Origin of the sequence: Azospirillum sp. HJ39, assembly GCF_041507355.1 — a bacterium.
Lineage (GTDB): Bacteria > Pseudomonadota > Alphaproteobacteria > Azospirillales > Azospirillaceae > Azospirillum > Azospirillum thiophilum.
Window position 1 is genome coordinate 175,715 of sequence record NZ_CP167911.1, and the last position, 15,351, is coordinate 191,065.

General features: G+C 69.3%; 15 protein-coding genes. 5 read left to right on the plus strand and 10 right to left on the minus strand.

The genetic code is table 11. The features are described from left to right. Positions 1–85: 85 nt before the first annotated feature. From cobT to ABMY26_RS14325, 3 genes are all read right to left on the minus strand, one after another. The gene (gene cobT, locus ABMY26_RS14315; RefSeq protein ID WP_372397930.1) at positions 86–1,957 is read right to left on the minus strand and encodes a cobaltochelatase subunit CobT; all 1,872 of its coding nucleotides are present in this window, start codon (positions 1,955–1,957) and stop codon (positions 86–88) included. A gap of 192 nt (positions 1,958–2,149) precedes the next feature. Beyond that, complete coding sequence (gene cobS, locus ABMY26_RS14320; RefSeq protein ID WP_372397931.1) at positions 2,150–3,154, minus strand: cobaltochelatase subunit CobS; 1,005 nt, start codon at positions 3,152–3,154, stop codon at positions 2,150–2,152. Positions 3,155–3,228: 74 nt separating this feature from the next. Next, positions 3,229–3,813, minus strand: coding sequence for a J domain-containing protein (locus ABMY26_RS14325; RefSeq protein ID WP_372399016.1), 585 nt, complete (start codon positions 3,811–3,813; stop codon positions 3,229–3,231). A 207-nt stretch (positions 3,814–4,020) separates the two neighbouring features. Between ABMY26_RS14325 and ABMY26_RS14330 the strand changes: the two genes are divergently transcribed. Next, the gene (locus ABMY26_RS14330; RefSeq protein WP_372397932.1) at positions 4,021–4,296 is read left to right on the plus strand and encodes a BolA family protein; all 276 of its coding nucleotides are present in this window, start codon (positions 4,021–4,023) and stop codon (positions 4,294–4,296) included. 254 nt (positions 4,297–4,550) lie between these two features. Further along, complete coding sequence (locus tag ABMY26_RS14335) at positions 4,551–5,012, plus strand: ribbon-helix-helix domain-containing protein (RefSeq protein WP_372397933.1); 462 nt, start codon at positions 4,551–4,553, stop codon at positions 5,010–5,012. 54 nt (positions 5,013–5,066) lie between these two features. Here ABMY26_RS14335 and ABMY26_RS14340 read toward each other — a convergent pair whose 3' ends face one another. From ABMY26_RS14340 to ABMY26_RS14360, 5 genes are all read right to left on the minus strand, one after another. Next, entirely contained in the window at positions 5,067–5,696 is a 630-nt protein-coding gene (locus tag ABMY26_RS14340) for a DUF2889 domain-containing protein (protein ID WP_372397935.1), read from the minus strand. A 136-nt stretch (positions 5,697–5,832) separates the two neighbouring features. Further along, the gene (locus ABMY26_RS14345; protein ID WP_372397936.1) at positions 5,833–6,294 is read right to left on the minus strand and encodes a CBS domain-containing protein; all 462 of its coding nucleotides are present in this window, start codon (positions 6,292–6,294) and stop codon (positions 5,833–5,835) included. Positions 6,295–6,461: 167 nt separating this feature from the next. After that, positions 6,462–6,950: an SRPBCC family protein gene (locus ABMY26_RS14350; RefSeq protein ID WP_372397937.1), complete on the minus strand. Its 489-nt coding sequence runs from the start codon at positions 6,948–6,950 to the stop codon at positions 6,462–6,464. Between the two features lie 115 nt (positions 6,951–7,065). Then, on the minus strand, positions 7,066–8,211 hold the full coding sequence (gene aroB, locus ABMY26_RS14355; protein WP_372397938.1) for a 3-dehydroquinate synthase: 1,146 nt from the start codon (positions 8,209–8,211) through the stop codon (positions 7,066–7,068). Positions 8,212–8,262: 51 nt separating this feature from the next. Further along, positions 8,263–8,880: a shikimate kinase gene (locus ABMY26_RS14360; protein ID WP_372397939.1), complete on the minus strand. Its 618-nt coding sequence runs from the start codon at positions 8,878–8,880 to the stop codon at positions 8,263–8,265. A gap of 421 nt (positions 8,881–9,301) precedes the next feature. On the opposite strand from ABMY26_RS14360, the gene ABMY26_RS14365 reads away from it, so the two are divergent. The 3 genes from ABMY26_RS14365 (at position 9,302) to ABMY26_RS14375 (ending at position 12,447) form a co-directional block, all read left to right on the plus strand. Then, positions 9,302–9,442 carry a hypothetical protein gene (locus tag ABMY26_RS14365; RefSeq protein WP_372397940.1) on the plus strand — a complete coding sequence of 47 codons (141 nt, stop codon included), beginning with the start codon at positions 9,302–9,304 and terminating at the stop codon, positions 9,440–9,442. A 301-nt stretch (positions 9,443–9,743) separates the two neighbouring features. After that, positions 9,744–11,378, plus strand: a complete 1,635-nt coding sequence (locus tag ABMY26_RS14370) for a hypothetical protein (RefSeq protein ID WP_372397941.1) — start codon at positions 9,744–9,746, stop codon at positions 11,376–11,378. 67 nt (positions 11,379–11,445) lie between these two features. After that, positions 11,446–12,447 (plus strand): site-specific tyrosine recombinase XerD, encoded by a 1,002-nt coding sequence (locus ABMY26_RS14375; protein ID WP_372397942.1) that lies wholly within the window; start codon positions 11,446–11,448, stop codon positions 12,445–12,447. A gap of 162 nt (positions 12,448–12,609) precedes the next feature. Here the strand turns inward: ABMY26_RS14375 and ABMY26_RS14380 are convergent, their stop codons facing one another. After that, positions 12,610–12,921 carry a polyhydroxyalkanoic acid system family protein gene (locus ABMY26_RS14380; RefSeq protein ID WP_372397943.1) on the minus strand — a complete coding sequence of 104 codons (312 nt, stop codon included), beginning with the start codon at positions 12,919–12,921 and terminating at the stop codon, positions 12,610–12,612. A 123-nt stretch (positions 12,922–13,044) separates the two neighbouring features. Beyond that, entirely contained in the window at positions 13,045–15,351 is a 2,307-nt protein-coding gene (locus ABMY26_RS14385; RefSeq protein ID WP_372397944.1) for a PAS-domain containing protein, read from the minus strand.

A 15,351-nucleotide genomic window follows, 5' to 3' on the forward strand; every position in this document is an offset into this window, starting at 1 on the left:
TAGGTAAGGATAAAGCCGGATTTTGGGGCGGGTTTACCGATAAGTCATTGATAAATATAGGGAGTAATCCGCCCGTATCCTTACCTCAACGCCGGCCGCGCCGGCCACCGCGGCGGTCATCCTCGTCGAACAGCTCGGCCAGCTTGTTCATCATGGTGCCGCCAAGCTGCTCGGCATCGACGATGGTGACGGCGCGGCGGTAATAGCGGGTGACGTCGTGGCCGATGCCGATCGCCACCAGCTCGACCGGCGAGCGGGTCTCGATCTGCTCGATGGTCTGGCGCAGGTGACGTTCCAGATAGTTGCCGGCATTCACCGACAGGGTCGAATCATCGACCGGCGCACCGTCGGAGATCACCATCAGGATGCGGCGCTGTTCCGGCCGGCCGAGAAGGCGGTTGTGCGCCCATTGCAGCGCCTCGCCGTCGATGTTCTCCTTCAGGATTCCTTCGCGCAGCATCAGGCCCAGATTCTTGCGGGCCCGGCGCCAGGGCATGTCGGCCGCCTTGTAGACGATATGGCGCAGGTCGTTCAGGCGGCCGGGATGCGGCGGCTTGCCGGCGGCGACCCAGGCCTCGCGCGCCTGGCCGCCCTTCCAGGCGCGGGTGGTGAAGCCCAGCACCTCCACCTTCACCGCGCAGCGTTCCAGCGTGCGGGCGAGGATGTCGGCGCTCATCGCCGCAATGGAGATCGGCCGGCCGCGCATGGAGCCGGAATTGTCGATCAGCAGGGACACCACCGTATCGCGGAAGTCGGTTTCCTTCTCCGCCTTGAAGGAGAGCGGCAGGACCGGGTTGGCGACGACGCGGGCCAGCCGGGCGGCGTCGAGGATGCCTTCCTCCAGGTCGAAGCTCCAGGAACGCTGCTGCTTGGCCATCAGCCGGCGCTGCAGCCGGTTGGCCAGCTTGGAGATCACGCCCTGCACATGCTGCAGTTGCTGGTCCAGCAGGTGGCGCAGCCGTTCCAGCTCCGCCGGGTCGCAGAGCTCGGCGGCGTCCACCACCTCGTCATACTGGGTGGTATAGGCCTTGTAGGCGTTGGGGTCGGGCTCGTTGCGGCGGTTGAGGTCGTTGCGCCAGGGCTGGCCGGGACCGGCGGGCTCCTCCGCCCCCTCGCCCTCGCCCATCTCCATGTCGCCTTCCTCGCCGGCGCCCTCCTCGGCGCTCTCGCCGGCCTCGGACGAGTCCTGCATCTCCGACGAGGCCATGGATTCCGAGTCGGACCGGTCCTCGTCCTGGCCGCGGGTCTGGCCGTTCTCGGGCGAATTCTCGTCCTCGGAGGACTGGGTCTGCTGGTCCTCCTCCTCTTCCTGGTCGGCCTCTTGGCCGACTTCCATGTCGAGGTCGGCCAGCAGCCGGCGGGTGGCCTTGGCGTAGGCGTCCTGGTCGCCGGCGAAGGCAGCCAGCCCCTTCATGTCCTTGCCCAGCCGTTCCTCGATCCAGGGACGCCACAGCTCGACCGCATGGGCTGCGGCGGGCGGTGGCGTGGCACCGGTCATCGCCTCGCGCGCCATCAGCCGCAACGCTTCGGCCAGCGGCACCTGCCCGCGGTCCTCGAACCGGTCGAAACCCTGCCGGGTGTAGCGGTCCTCCAGCGAGGCTTCCAGATTGTGGGCGATGCCGGTCATGTCGCGGCTACCCAGCGCCTCGCACCGGGCCTGTTCCAGCGCATCGAAGGCCTGGCGCGCGGCATCGCCCAGCGGCATGCGGTGGGCATGGACGGTCGCGTCATGGTGGCGCAACCGCAGCGCCACGGCGTCGGCCGCCCCGCGCAGCTTCGCGACATCGACGGGATTGAGGTCGCGCGCCGGCAGCGGCACCCGAACCCGCTGGCCCGACAGCCCCGGCGGATCGGACGAGAATCCCACCTGCACCTCCGCCCGCCGGGACAGGGCGCGAACCGTGGCGGTGGTGGACCGCTTGAAGGCCTCGACGGGGGTGTCGTTCTGGGTGGTCATCGCGGGGCGTCTTTGTTCTTGGGAAGGTTACGGCGCGGTGGGCGGGATGGGCACGGCGCAAGGCATGGCTCTCATGGGCATGCCGGGACTTGCACCGCGCCTGTAAGCCCTGCCCGCAAAAGCCGCCCCGATCCGTGTGACTCCTTGTGTTCCGCGCCCCGACCCCAGGAGAAGAGCGGGGCGCGGGACAGGTCACACGAGGTTCGCCTGGACCCCCGTCTCCGGCAGTTCCACGCCGAAGCAACGCTGGTAGTATTCGGCGACCGTCGGCCGCTCCACCTCGTCGCACTTGTTGAGGAAGGTGATGCGGAAGGCGAAGGCGACGTCGTTGAAGATGCGCGCGTTCTCTGCCCAGGTGATGACCGTGCGCGGACTCATCACGGTGGAGATGTCGCCGTTGATGAAGCCGGCGCGGGTCAGGTCGGCCAGACGCACCATCGAGGCGACGGTGTCGCGGCCCTTGGCGTCGTCATAGGACGGAACCTTGGCCTGGACGATCTGCACCTCGGCGTCGACCGGTAGGTAATTCAGCGTCGCCACGATGTTCCAGCGGTCCATCTGGCCCTGGTTGATCTGCTGGGTCCCGTGATACAGGCCGGTGGTGTCGCCCAGGCCGACGGTGTTCGCGGTGGCGAACAGGCGGAAGGCCGGGTGCGGGCGGATGACGCGGTTCTGGTCGAGCAGGGTCAGCTTGCCTTCCACCTCCAGCACGCGCTGGATCACGAACATCACGTCGGGACGGCCGGCATCATATTCGTCGAACACCAGGGCGCAGGCATGCTGCAGGGCCCAGGGCAGGATGCCCTCGCGGTATTCGGTGACCTGCACGCCGTCGCGCAGGACGATGGCGTCCTTGCCCATCAGGTCGATGCGGCTGATGTGGCTGTCCAGGTTGACGCGGATGCAGGGCCAGTTCAGGCGCGCCGCCACCTGCTCGATGTGGGTCGACTTGCCGGTGCCGTGATAGCCCTGGACCATGACGCGGCGGTTGTAGGCGAAGCCGGCTAGGATGGCCAGCGTCGTGTCCCGGTCGAACCGGTAGGCGCTGTCGAGGTCGGGCACATGCTCCGAGCGCTGGCTGAAGGCCGGCACCTGCATGTCGCTGTCGATGCCGAAGACCTTGCGCACCGAGACCGTCGTGTCGGGCTTGTGGTCGAACAGGGCCGAGCTGGCCTGGGTCGCTCCTTGGGAAGCCATGGGTGGTTTCTTACGTTCCAGCGAGTGTCGGTTGTCCGGCGGCCGCGGGTATGACCCGGCCCGCCAACGGGGGTTCAGGCAGCATAACAGGCTTTCAGCGTATTGTAGGCCTGATTGATTTCTTTCAGGCGTTCTTCCGCAGCCTTGTCGCCGCCGTTGGCATCGGGATGGTGCATTTTCGCCAGTTCCCGATAGCGTGCCTTGATGCGCGTGAAGTCCACGGGCGGCGTCAATTCCAGAACCGCCAGCGCCTTTTCCTCCTCGGTGCGGGCGTGGTTGCGCCGGTGCGCCTTTTCCTCGTTCTTCGTCTTGCCGTTGTCGTGGCCGAATTCGAAGCTGAAGCCGTTGACCACGCGCTCGCGGATGAAGCGTTCCTGCGTGGCCCATTTGCCGAGCGGCCAGCTCGGCCGCTGCCAGGTGGTGTCACGCCGCACCTCCTGCTCGATCTGGTCGGTGGACATGCCGGCGTAATAGTCCCAGGCACGGTTGTATTCCCGCACATGGTCCAGGCAGAACCACCAGTATTCATTGAGGCTGCTGCGGCTTTTCGGCGCACGGTACTCACCCGCGGCGACACACTCCGGGTGGTCGCAGACACGGGTCGCCGCGCGCGGGCCGGCATAGCTGTCGTAACTGGAGCGGGTGCGGTTCCTGGTCATCGCGCAAGTATGGGAAGAGCCGAAGCCTCTGGCAAGCGTGCCGAACCGGGCTTCCGTCATCCGCAATCCGCGGGTCGCGGCGCTTGACAGACGGGGGTCTGCCATCCTCTCCTTTCCGGGGCGGACCGTTCGGGGGAAAGGCGGCGTCCCAGCCGCCTCGCCGTCCCCGAATGCCCCCAATCGCCCTTACAGACATCGGACATCGCCATGGAATACGCCACCCGCATCCGCGAAAAGCTGACCGCCGGATTGGCTCCGGTGCGGCTGGAGATCGCCGACGAGTCGGCCCGCCATGCCGGCCATGCCGGGGCGGACGCCGCGGGGGAAACCCATTTCCATGTCACCGTCGTGTCAGCCGCCTTCGCCGGCAAGTCCCGGGTGGAGCGCCAGCGCCTGGTCTATACCCTGTTGGCCGACGAACTGCGCGAACGGGTACACGCCCTGGGCCTTACCACCCATGCCCCTGGCGAAGCAGGCGCCTGACGATCTTCAGCCGTCGGACGATATCCGGCAATCAAGCGTTCGAAATTACATACATACGAATGCAATCAATGGTAGTTTTTCCTCTTTCCTACAACATTGAAGAACGCGAGCGTGGTTGCATTTCTCGGCACGTTTAGTAAAGTGCCGTATATGCAACCATTTATCGCGCCGGGGCGGACACAAACTTCGCATGTCTGCCGGCGGCTTCGTGGAAGGGGCTGCGGATGGCGAAGCGTGGGCCGAAGAAAAAGCGGGTGAACACTCCCCAGGCGGGGGTGGAACCGTTGAAGAGCCAGAACATCATGATCGGCGGGCACCGCACGAGCATGCGGCTGGAACCGTCGATGTGGGACGCTCTGGAGGACATCGGCCGTCGGGAATGCCTGACCGTCAACCGCCTCTGCACCCAGATCAAGGAACGGATCGAGGAACAGGCACGCCGCCGCGGCATCATGCCGGAGGAGACGGACGTCACGCTGACCTCTGCCGTCCGTGTCTTTATCGCCGCCTATTACCGCCGGGCCTGCACCGAAGACGGTCACATGCGCGCCGGACATGGCGGCAGCGACCCGTTCGTCGGCACACCCTTCGAATTGCCGGCGAGATCGGACGATGCCGATACGGTGCAGTCGACCCTTCAGTCCCCGGGCGTCGCCGGCAGCGCCTTCCCTTCCGCCGGGCTGTCCGGCTCGCCGGACCCCCGTCCGGAGGTTTGATCCCCGCCTCCTGATCCCACCGATGGCAGCCGGTCCCGTCCGGTTGCCGCAGTCTCACTCGGCCGCTTCTTCGCGGGCAGTTCCCTCATGGAGCGCGTCGCGCTCACCGGTGTAGTGGGCGGGCCAGGTTTTCCGCACCACATCGCCGCTGCTGTCGAAGATGTGGCACATGTTCAGCAGCACCGGTCGCTTGCCGTCGCCGGCGGCCGGTCTGCCGGCAGCCTTGGCCCGCTCGGCCGCCTCGCGGGCCAGGATCGGGTAGATCGTCTGGAAGGCGGTGGTCGCCAACGGCCCCAGCAGCTCGACCAGATGGGTGCAGCCCTTCGGTCCGCCCAGCCGGTCCTTCACCGCGCGGGTCCAGCCCGGACCGATGCGAAGCCCGACCAACTGCTGGTAGCGCGGCGTGATGGTGCCGCAGGCACGGTAGGGACTGTGCTGGGTCACCGCCTCGACCGCCTTGACGGTCAACTGGTCGTCGACGGTCAGGCGCATCCACATCTGATGGATCGGCGTTCCGGGTTCAAGCTGCCCGCGCTCCTCGGTGTGGAAGCCGTAGCTTTTCACGTCGGTCAGGTGGCCTTCGATGTCCCACAGTCCGTCGGCACGCCGGAAGCCCTGGCAGGTGACGCGACGGGTATGGATCGGCTCGCGCGCGGCGGGGGCGGACAGCGAGGTCGCGGACATTGGGCTTTCCAGTTCAGCAGGTCAGGATGGCTCACCCTGAACTATCGGTGGGGCCGGGCGCCCGGTCAACCCGACCCCGCCGCAACGCAGCGTTACCTATGGGTCAACCATCGGCGGCCGGCCGCCACCCGGCGGCTCATCCCGCTGTCGCTTCCGCGGAATAGCCGCTGCCGAACATGTAGGCCTCGCGGCTGCGGATCTCGTCCTCCAGATGGGTGCGGACCACGGCGAACAGATCGCGGATCGACACCATGCCGACCGCTTCGCCATCCACGGCAACCGGCAGATGGCGGTAATGGTGGCGCTCCATCAGGTCGAGTGCGGCGAGTGCCGAGGCCGAGGGTTCCAGCGTGTCGGGGGCGGCCGTCATCACGGCCGACAGCGGCGTCACGTCGGGGTCGAGCCCGGCGGCCACCACGCGGACGGTCATGTCGCGTTCGGTGACGATCCCCCTCAGCGTCCGCCCTTCGGTGACCAGCACGGCGGCAATGCGCCGTTCGGCCATCAGAAGGGCGGCGTTCCGAACGGTGGCGTCCGGTGGCAGGCAGGACAGGTCCTGGTTCTTGATGACGTCCGGTATCAGTCGGCGTGTCGGCATGTGTCCCATCTCCCTCGTGATTGCAGGTTTTGTGGACGAACGATGCACTCGCCCGCGATGTGGCACCGCGGCATACCGATCCTGTCAGCTTGCTACGCCAATCGTCAATATAACTGATCGTCAGTGATTTCTTCCGTATGCAGCTCCTCCCGATTCTTCCTGCAATTCTACCGAGCGGTATCCAGCCGCTTGCGCAGCCCGTCGAATCCACTGGTATAGATGCCGGCGATGGCCTTGCGCGCCTCGGTGTCCGACGCGCCGCTGGCCTCGAAGCGCGAAGACCAGGTGATGCGGGTGGTATGGGCATCCACGGCGCTCAGCCGGATGGTGGAATCGTAGTTCTTTACCGGCAGCGGCCCACTCAGCAGCGTGTAGCGCAGGCGATGTTTGGCGGCGGAGACGGACATCAGCCGTTCCTGGATGTCGCCGCCGCCTTTCAGGGCGATGTCGCGCTCCTGCATGCCTGCGGAGTTGCGCAGGGTGCAGCCCTCGACCGCCGGGTGCCAGTCGGCGATGGCGCAGAATGGAGCGATCTGTTTCCACACCTGTTCGACCGGCGCCTTGATCGTCGCCTGCTCGCGGACCTCCAGCGCCAGGGCCGGCGCTGCCGCCAGCAGGACCGCGCCCATCGCCGCCACTCCCGATATCGCCTTCATCGTCACCTCCCCGTTGCGCCGCGGCGGAAGGGCCGCGGTTCTGGGGAGCGAGTATGGGCCGGCAGGCGCCACGGCGGCTATCGTGCGATAGGCTGATTGTCAGTGGTGTTCGGAGTCAGGCAGGAGTTACCGCTTCCTCCAGCACCGCACGGACGGCGGCGGCGTCGACGTCGCGGCGGGTGAAGGCGTTGCCGATGCGGTCGGCCAGGATGAAGGTGATGCGACCGTCCTGGACCTTCTTGTCCTTGGCCATCGACCGCACCAGCCCGTCGACGTCCCATGCAACGCCGGGGATGTCGGCCGGGCGCACTGGCAGGCCGACGCCGGCCAGATGGGCGCGGGCACGGGCGGCATCCGCCGCCGGGCACAGTCCGAGCCGGACCGACAGATCGAAGGCCAGCACCATGCCGATCGCCACCCCTTCGCCATGCAGCAGGGTCTGGCCGAAGCCGGTCGCCGCCTCCAGCGCATGGCCGAAGGTGTGGCCCAGGTTCAGCAGGGCGCGGTCGCCGCTCTCGCGCTCGTCGACGCCGACGATGTCGGCCTTGGCGCGGCAACTGACGGTCACGGCATGGCGTCGCGCGTCGCCGTCGCCGTCGACCACGCGCCGTCCGTTCCGTTCCAGCCACGCGAAGAAGTCGGGCTGGCGGATCAGGCCGTACTTCACCACCTCGGCATAGCCGGCCAGCACCTCGCGCCGGGGAAGGGTGTCGAGCGTCGCGGTGTCGGCGATGACCAGCCGCGGCTGGTGGAAGGCGCCGACCAGGTTCTTGCCGTGCCGGCTGTTGATGCCGGTCTTGCCGCCGACCGAGCTGTCGACTTGGCTCAGCAGTGTGGTCGGCACCTGGATGAAGTCGATGCCGCGCAACGCCGACGCCGCGGCGAAGCCGGTGATGTCGCCGATCACCCCGCCGCCCAGCGCCAGCAGAACGGTGGACCGCTCGATGCCGCGGCCCAGGATGTCGTCCATCAGCTGCTGGAAATAGGCGAAGTCCTTGGTCTTCTCGCCGGCCGGCAGGACGATGGCGGGCTGGGGAGCGATCCCCGCCTCCAGCATCGCGGCATTGAGCGTGTCCAGGTGCAGCGGTGCCACGTTGGCGTCGGTCACCACGATCGGCGCCCGGCCGCGGGTGACGGCGGCGATGCGCTCGCCGGCATCCGCCAGCACGCCGTCGCCGACCAGGATGTCGTAGCTGCGGGCGCCGAGCTCCAGGCGGACGGTGTCGATGGGGGCCGGAATGGCGTCGGAGACGGAGGTCATCGGAGGATTCCGCGAAGCTGGCGTTGCAGGGCTAGGGGATGGACAGGCGGATCAGGGCGTTTCGGCCTTGGCCTGCCGTCCTCCGCGATGGGGAAGCTGGATACCGAAATGCGCCTCGAGCGCGTCGATCACCAGTTCGACCGTCCCGTCGGGCGGCCGCTCGTCGCTGACCACCTCCAGATCGGCCTCGGCATAGACGGGATAGCGCTGCTCTATCAGCCGGCCCAGGATGGTGCGCGGGTCGCCCTGGTTCAGGATCGGGCGGTGGGTGCGCCGGGCGGTGCGGGCGACCAGCACGTCGAGCTCGGCGCGCAGCCATACCGACAGGCCATGTTCGCGGATCGCGGCGCGGGTTTCCGGATCCATGAAGGCGCCGCCGCCGGTCGCCAGGATATGCACCGGCTCGTCCTTGACCAGCCGGGTGATGATGCGGCGCTCGACCGAGCGGAAGACCGGCTCGCCGTCGCGGGCGAAGATCTCGGCGATGGTGCAGCCGGCCGCGGCCTCGATTTCGGTGTCGGCATCGCGGAAGGGCAGATGCAGGCGCGCCGCCAGCCGGCGCCCAATGGCGCTCTTGCCGGCGCCCATCAGCCCGACCAGCACCACGGTGCACGGCAGCAGCGGCTGTGCAGTCTCCGCCGTCCGTGCGCCCGGACCCTGGGTCGTCATCGTTTTGCGCAATCCCATCGCATCCATCCGATCCGCCACCCGACCCTTCGTCCCTGTCCACCCGCGCCCCGCCGTCCGCGGGGAGCGGCCGTCATGCCGCTGCAACAGACAACACTCATACCCGGCGGAGCCAAGCCGGCACAAGCGCGCCGGGCGTTGCCGGCACCCGATCGCCTTGCCGGGCGGTTCCAGGAAAGCCCGGAGGGCGGGTTGCGTGGCGGTCCAACCTGTGGCTACACTGCGCCACCGCCCGGCGGTGTCCCAAATCGGGCGATGTCCCAGATTGCCGGTCGCCGCCTGCGCGGCCGGGGTGCGGATGCTTTAGCAGAAAAGCCTTTGCTTGTCCCAAGCCCTGCGGTCGCCGGGCGTGGTAGCTCCGCCCCGATCCGCTGCTTTTCCGACACAACGCGTCCTTGGTGCCATGAGCCGGTTTCTTTCCATCATCGTCGTCCTGCTGTTGCTGGTGATCGCCGGCGGCATGGTCTTCCTTGCATCGTGGGACCTGCCGGCTCCATCGAAGACGGTGGAGAAGGTTCTGCCCGATGAGCGCTTCCCGCGCTGAACCGGGGGCACCGCCCGCCGCCGGGCTGCCGGCCGGGTCGCCGGCGGTGGGCCGACCGGCGGCCGCTTGGCTGGCGGCAGGCTGGATTGCCGGCGGTTCGGCCATGCTCTGCTGGTCTGTCGCCGCCGGAGCCCAGGCCCTGGGTCCGCCTGTCCGGCTGACCCCCGATCCCGTCAGGCCGGAGATGACGGCGCCTGTGCCGCCGATTCCCGCACCGGCACGCGTGGCAGTTCCCCCAGCCGCGTCATCCGTCCCACCAGTTGCTCCGTCATCGGTCGTTTCTCCGGTGGTGGCACGGCCGGTGCCGGTCGCGCGTGAGCCGCTGGGGGCGCCCGATCCGGACGGGGCCGGTCTGCTGAGCGGCATGCAGGGGCTGGGGGCGGAGCCGTGGCGCGGCCTCGGCCGGGCTGAACTTCTGCCGCTGATCGCCGCCCTGCCGGTCGATACTCCATCGCCGGCCGCCAAGGCGCTGGAACGCCGCCTGCTGCTGAGTGCCGGCTCGCCCGCCATCGCGACCGGCGAAGCGCCGCCGCTCCGCGGTTTCGGCGCCCTGCGCATCGAGAAGCTCTCACGGATCGGCGACCCGGCCGGGGCGGCTGGTCTGGCGGCCCTGTTGCCGGCGGCGCTGGCGGCGGACGAGCCGGCGGCGCGGGCGTTGACCGATGCGGAACTGGCGCGCGGCGGCCTCGATTGCGCGCGCGCTCTCGCCCGCGGCAAGGAATTCGCCTCCGACTACTGGACCAGGCTTGCCCTGTTCTGCCACGCCCGCGTCGGCAACCGTGCCGGCACCGACGAGGCGCTGGCGGCCCTGCGCAGCAGTGGTGTCCGCCGCTCCGACCCGTTCCTGATGGTGGCCGACGCGCTGGCCGGGGCCGCCCCGCCGCCCGCGCGGGCCCTGGCCCTGCAAGGCGGCGGCGACGGTCTGGCGCTGACGCTCGCCGCCATGCGGACGGCGCGGATCGCCGTGCCCCCCGACCGCCTGCCGCTGGACAATCCGCAGGCGCTGGCCGCAGTTGCAACCAACCCCTCCACCGATCCCACCACCCGCGCCGCCGCCGGGGAGCGGTCGGCGGCGGCCCTGTTCCTCGACGGCCGGCAGCTCATCGACCTCTATGTCCAGGTGCAGCCGCGCGGCGACGAGCTGTTGCGGGTGAAGGACATCGCGCAACGCGACCGCACCGCCCGCAGCCGTGCGCTGGTCCATCAGGCGATGGCGGCGGCGATGGACGGGCAGCGTCGCGTCGGGCTGGCATCCCTGGCGGTGGAACTGGTCGACCCGCGCCTGCGCGCCGGGCCGGTGGGCGCCGCCGCGGCCGGGCTGCTCGACACCGTGTCGCCCACAGGCGATGCTGCGGCGCTGGCTCCGGCAGCGGCATGGCTCTATTACGCGCTCGGCCGGCTCGACCAGGGGCGGCGCTGGCACGATCTGGCTCTGCGCAGCGGACGGAGCGCCGACACCGCTTGGCTGTGGCCTCTGGCCGTGGTGGCGACCGGGCGCGGCGGCGACGATCCCCGCGGGCTGGCCGCGTGGCTGGACGAGGCGTTGCGCGGTGCCGACACTCCCGCCCGTGCCCGCATCGCCGGCCAGTTGGCGCTGCTCCAGGCGCTGGCCGTCGCCGTGCCGGACGAGGCGTGGCTGACGGTGACGGACGGCGCCGGGCCACCCACCGGCAGCGATGCGGGGGTCGATCCGGCGCTATGGCAGCGCCTGGGCGACGCCGCCGCCGGCGGACGCATCGGCGAGACGGTGGTCGCCGCCCTGCTGCTGCTGGGGGAGGCCGGCCCTGCCGGGGTGCCGCCCGTGGTGACGGCGCGGGTGGCCGCCAACCTGAAGGCGGTCGGGCTAGAGGCGGACGGCCGCGCGCTCGCCCGCGAGGCGATGGCGGCGCTGGCTGGCCCTGCCGTCGCCTCCGCTCCGGCGGCAAGCCCGCCATGAAGCCCGCCAACAAGCTTGGCATGAACTCAGCTCCAGGGAGCCTGTCGACATCATGAGCGGATCGGGCATGGCCGTAAAACGCGCCGCCAAGCGCCGGGGCCGGCCGTGCAAGCCACGACCGGTCGCCATCTCGCCGCATCTCGATGCCTTCCTCGACATGCTGACGGCGGAGCGCGGGGCGGCGGTCAACACGCGGCTGGCCTATGAGCGCGACCTCGCCGATCTCGGCCGCTGGCTGGCGCAGCGCGGCGTGCCGCTGGAGGCGGCGGGGACCGAGGATCTGCGGGCCTATCTGGCGGTGCAGAGCACAGACGGCGCCCCCCGCACCGTGGCGCGGCGGCTGTCGGCGATGCGGCAGTTCTACCGCTTCCTGCTGTCGGAGGGCCGGCGGGCCGACGATCCGGCCTCCCCCCTCGACAGCCCCAAGCAGGGCCGGCCGCTGCCCAAGATCCTGACGGAGGGGGAGGTTGGCGCCATGCTGGCCACCGCCGAGGAGCGCGGCGGGCCGGAGGGGCTGCGGCTGGTCGCGCTGCTGGAGGTGCTGTACGCCACCGGTCTGCGCGTGTCGGAACTGGTCGGCCTGCCGATGACCGCCATCATGCGCGACGGCCGCGGCCTGCTGGTGCGCGGCAAGGGCGGCAAGGATCGGATGGTGCCGCTGTCCGACCCGGCGCTGGCGGCGCTTGCCGCCTATATTCCGTTTCGCAGCCACTTCATCCCGCCTGTTGCGGGGGCGGATGCCGGGCACAGCCCTTTCCTGTTCCCGTCACGCATCTCCGCCGAAGGGCACCTGACGCGCCAGCGCTTCGCGCAATTGCTGAAGCAGCTCGCCATCGACGCCGGCATCGACCCGGAGAAAGTCAGCCCCCACGTCCTGCGTCATGCCTTCGCCACCCATCTGCTGGATCATGGCGCCGATCTGCGCTCCGTCCAGATGATGCTGGGGCATGCCGACATCGCGACGACGCAGATCTACACGCATGTGGTCACGGAACGGCTGAAGCGGGTCATGCACGACCACCACCCGCTCGCCCGCCGCAAGCTGGAGGAGCCATCGTCGGACGATTGAGGACGCTGAGGTAAGGACGATAGGGAGAACGGGGTCGAATGGACCTGTCAGACCTCTCCCATCCGGTGAAGAGTATGATAAATTATATTTATATATCAATGTATTAGAAAAATACTTGTGCGATCATGGATGGGGTGAGGGATGGGGTGACGCCATCTATCCTTACCTCTTCTCCAGCATCAGCGTGCCCTGGCGGGTCACCTTGTTCCTGATCTTTTCGGCCAGCAGGGCCAGCGCCCAGGGAAGCTGGACCTCCATCTCGACGCTGTTGTCCAGCACGTCGATATGGCCGGCGATGGTCTGGGCCAGCGCCACGACGCGGAAATCCAGACGGTCGCCGGCCCAACTGTCGTCGATGCTGGTTGCGACGGCACCGAGGCGGGCCCGGACCTCGCCCATGCCGTCGACCAGCCGGCGCCTTGCCTCCGCCCGGCCGAGCGAGTGGGGGATCGACAGGGTCAGGGGCTTCGTCATCGTCGGCGGCTCCGCGGGGCAAGGGGGCGGGTGGGACAGGGATAACGCGGGCGGTGGGAATTGGGTTCCGCCGGCGCCCGCCCCTAAACGATCATCCCTGAATGCTGGCCCCGCCCTGCCCGCTCAGGCCCGCACCCCGTTGACCGGCGCGCGCACAGGCATGACGCAGCGGACATGGGCGCCGCGATAGATGCCGGGTCCGCCGGTCTCGTCCAGCTCCAGCCGGCCGCCATGCAACTCCATCACGTTGCGGGCCAGCGAGATGCCCAGGGCTGCCGCGCCATGCGGGTCGGCATCCGGGGCGGCGGCACCGCTGACAGACAGGGTGACGCTGCCGTTCAGCCTTTCGCCGGCCAGGCGGATGCGTCGGTCCGGCGGCGGATTGCGGATGGCGCCGACCACCAGCGTGAACAGCGCCTGTTTCAGCCGCTTGCCGTCGCCCTCGATCTCGCCCAGCGCCGCGGGAGCCACGACCTCCATGCGCAACCCTTCGCGCCGCGCCCATTCGCGGGTCAGCCCGGCAACCGAGTCGAGCAGGTCGGGCAGGCTGACCGGCCCGCGGTCCAGCGTGGTCACGCCGGCGCCCAGGCTGGTCAGGTCGACCACGTCGTCGATCAGCTCCAGCAGGCGCTGTCCGGCCGCCAGCATGCTGCGGACATACTCCATCTGCCGCGGGTTCAATTCGCCGAAATACTGGTTCGCCAGCACCTCGGCGAAGCCGATGATGCCGTTCAGCGGCGTGCGCAGATGGTGGGAGACATTGGCGATGAACTCGCTCTTCAACTGGTCGGCGGCCTCCAGCGCGGCGTTGGAGGCGCGCAGTGCCGTCTCCAGCCGGGCGCCGTCGGTGACGTCCAGATAGCTGTTCAGCACCGCCCCGTCCGGGAGCGGCAGGGTGGAGAATTCCACCACCGACCCGTCGCTGCGCTCCACCCGGCCGGAACGGACGCTGCGTTCCAGCGTGGCGCCGATCAGTTCCTCCTTCAGCGCATCCCAGATGGAGGCGGAGTTCGCGGCACCGGCTGCCGGGGCGCCGGCCGTTTCGCCCGACCGCTCGGGCGGCGGGTTCTCCAGCAGCGGGCGCATGCGTTCGATCACGTCGGCGATGTGCGGCTCGCCGTACAGGTCGCCGTCGGCCAGATCCCAGATGCGGGCGAAGGCCGGGTTGGACAGCTTTAGCCGGCCGTCGCCGCCGAACACCGCGATGCCCTCCGCCAGATTGTCCAGCGTCTCCTGCTGCACCGCCATCAGTGTGTTGTAGGAGGATTCCAGCGCAAGCGTGTTGGTGACGTCCTCCAGGATGGTGATCAGTCCGCCCTGCGGATGGGGGGCGGCCAGATGGCGCAGGGTGGTGCCGTCGGGCAGATGCAGCATCTCCTCCACCGGTTCCACCAGATGGGTGTAGCGGGTCAGCCGCTCACGCTTGAAGGTCTGGTAGTCGGCATATTCCGGCAGGCGGCGGCGGGCGCGCAGTTCCTCCAGCAGCTCGGCGTTGGTCGGTTCGCCGCGCAGCCATGCCTCGTCCAGATCCCACAGGCGGGCGTAGGCCTGGTTGAAAAAGGTCAGCCGGGTATCGGGGCCGAAGATGGCGATGGCGGTGCCCAGCCGTTCCAGCACCTCGGCATGGGCGGTCAGATGGCGGTCCAGCTCGCCGCGCAACTCCTCCAGCGGGGTGAGGTCCATGGCATAGCCGACCACCAGCGTGCCGCCGCCGTCGGTCAGCGGCAGCGGCGCCTCGGTCACCTCCAGCATGCGACGTTCGGTGCCGATCACCACCGGGGTGCGGTCGGACTGGGCGAAGCCGCCGCTGCGCGCCCGTTCGGCCAGCGACGGGCCGGCGGCGGTCAGCTCCCGTCCCTCCGCCACCACGCCGTCGGGATCGCCGTCGACGGCGCGGGCATAGGCGCGGTTGCACCAGGACAGGCGTAAGGACCGGTCACGCATCCATACCGGGATCGGCAGGGCGTCGGCCGCTGCCTGCAACTCTGCGAGGCGGGAGCGGGCGACGCCCGTCTCCGTCTCCTGCCGGCGGGTGGCGCTGCGGGCGGCGTCGTGCGCGGCGGTGACGTCCTCGATCCAGACGACGTCGCAGCGCTCGGCCCCGGCGGAGCCGCGCCGGCCGGTCAGGACGAGTCGCCGCCCGTCGCACGCCGATGCCTCGCACCGGAAGGGCTCGCCATCGCGGCGCAGGCGGGCAAGGGCGGAGGCGAATTCGGGTGTCGGCAGGGCGGTCGCCAGTTCGTCGGCCGTGGCGATGCCGAGCAGGGATGCCGCCTGGTCCGACAGCAGGGCCTCGCCCGAGCCGTTCCAGGCGCACCAGGGATGGGGTGCGGCGGCCAGAAGCGCCCGCCAGCGGTCGCGGTCTGCGGCTGCATGATCGGCCTCGCGCCGGGTTTCCTTGTTCCAAAAGAAGCCAGCGAAACCGACCAC

What these genes read in the sequence shown, in the direction of transcription:
- cobT (WP_372397930.1), bottom strand. Translation starts at nt 1,957, where the DNA reads ATGACCACCCAGAACGACACCCCCGTCGAGGCCTTCAAGCGGTCCACC.
- cobS (WP_372397931.1), bottom strand. Translation starts at nt 3,154, where the DNA reads ATGGCTTCCCAAGGAGCGACCCAGGCCAGCTCGGCCCTGTTCGACCAC.
- ABMY26_RS14325 (WP_372399016.1), bottom strand. Translation starts at nt 3,813, where the DNA reads ATGACCAGGAACCGCACCCGCTCCAGTTACGACAGCTATGCCGGCCCG.
- ABMY26_RS14330 (WP_372397932.1), top strand. Translation starts at nt 4,021, where the DNA reads ATGGAATACGCCACCCGCATCCGCGAAAAGCTGACCGCCGGATTGGCT.
- ABMY26_RS14340 (WP_372397935.1), bottom strand. Translation starts at nt 5,696, where the DNA reads ATGTCCGCGACCTCGCTGTCCGCCCCCGCCGCGCGCGAGCCGATCCAT.
- ABMY26_RS14345 (WP_372397936.1), bottom strand. Translation starts at nt 6,294, where the DNA reads ATGCCGACACGCCGACTGATACCGGACGTCATCAAGAACCAGGACCTG.
- ABMY26_RS14350 (WP_372397937.1), bottom strand. Translation starts at nt 6,950, where the DNA reads ATGAAGGCGATATCGGGAGTGGCGGCGATGGGCGCGGTCCTGCTGGCG.
- aroB (WP_372397938.1), bottom strand. Translation starts at nt 8,211, where the DNA reads ATGACCTCCGTCTCCGACGCCATTCCGGCCCCCATCGACACCGTCCGC.
- ABMY26_RS14360 (WP_372397939.1), bottom strand. Translation starts at nt 8,880, where the DNA reads ATGACGACCCAGGGTCCGGGCGCACGGACGGCGGAGACTGCACAGCCG.
- ABMY26_RS14365 (WP_372397940.1), top strand. Translation starts at nt 9,302, where the DNA reads ATGAGCCGGTTTCTTTCCATCATCGTCGTCCTGCTGTTGCTGGTGATC.
- ABMY26_RS14375 (WP_372397942.1), top strand. Translation starts at nt 11,446, where the DNA reads ATGGCCGTAAAACGCGCCGCCAAGCGCCGGGGCCGGCCGTGCAAGCCA.
- ABMY26_RS14380 (WP_372397943.1), bottom strand. Translation starts at nt 12,921, where the DNA reads ATGACGAAGCCCCTGACCCTGTCGATCCCCCACTCGCTCGGCCGGGCG.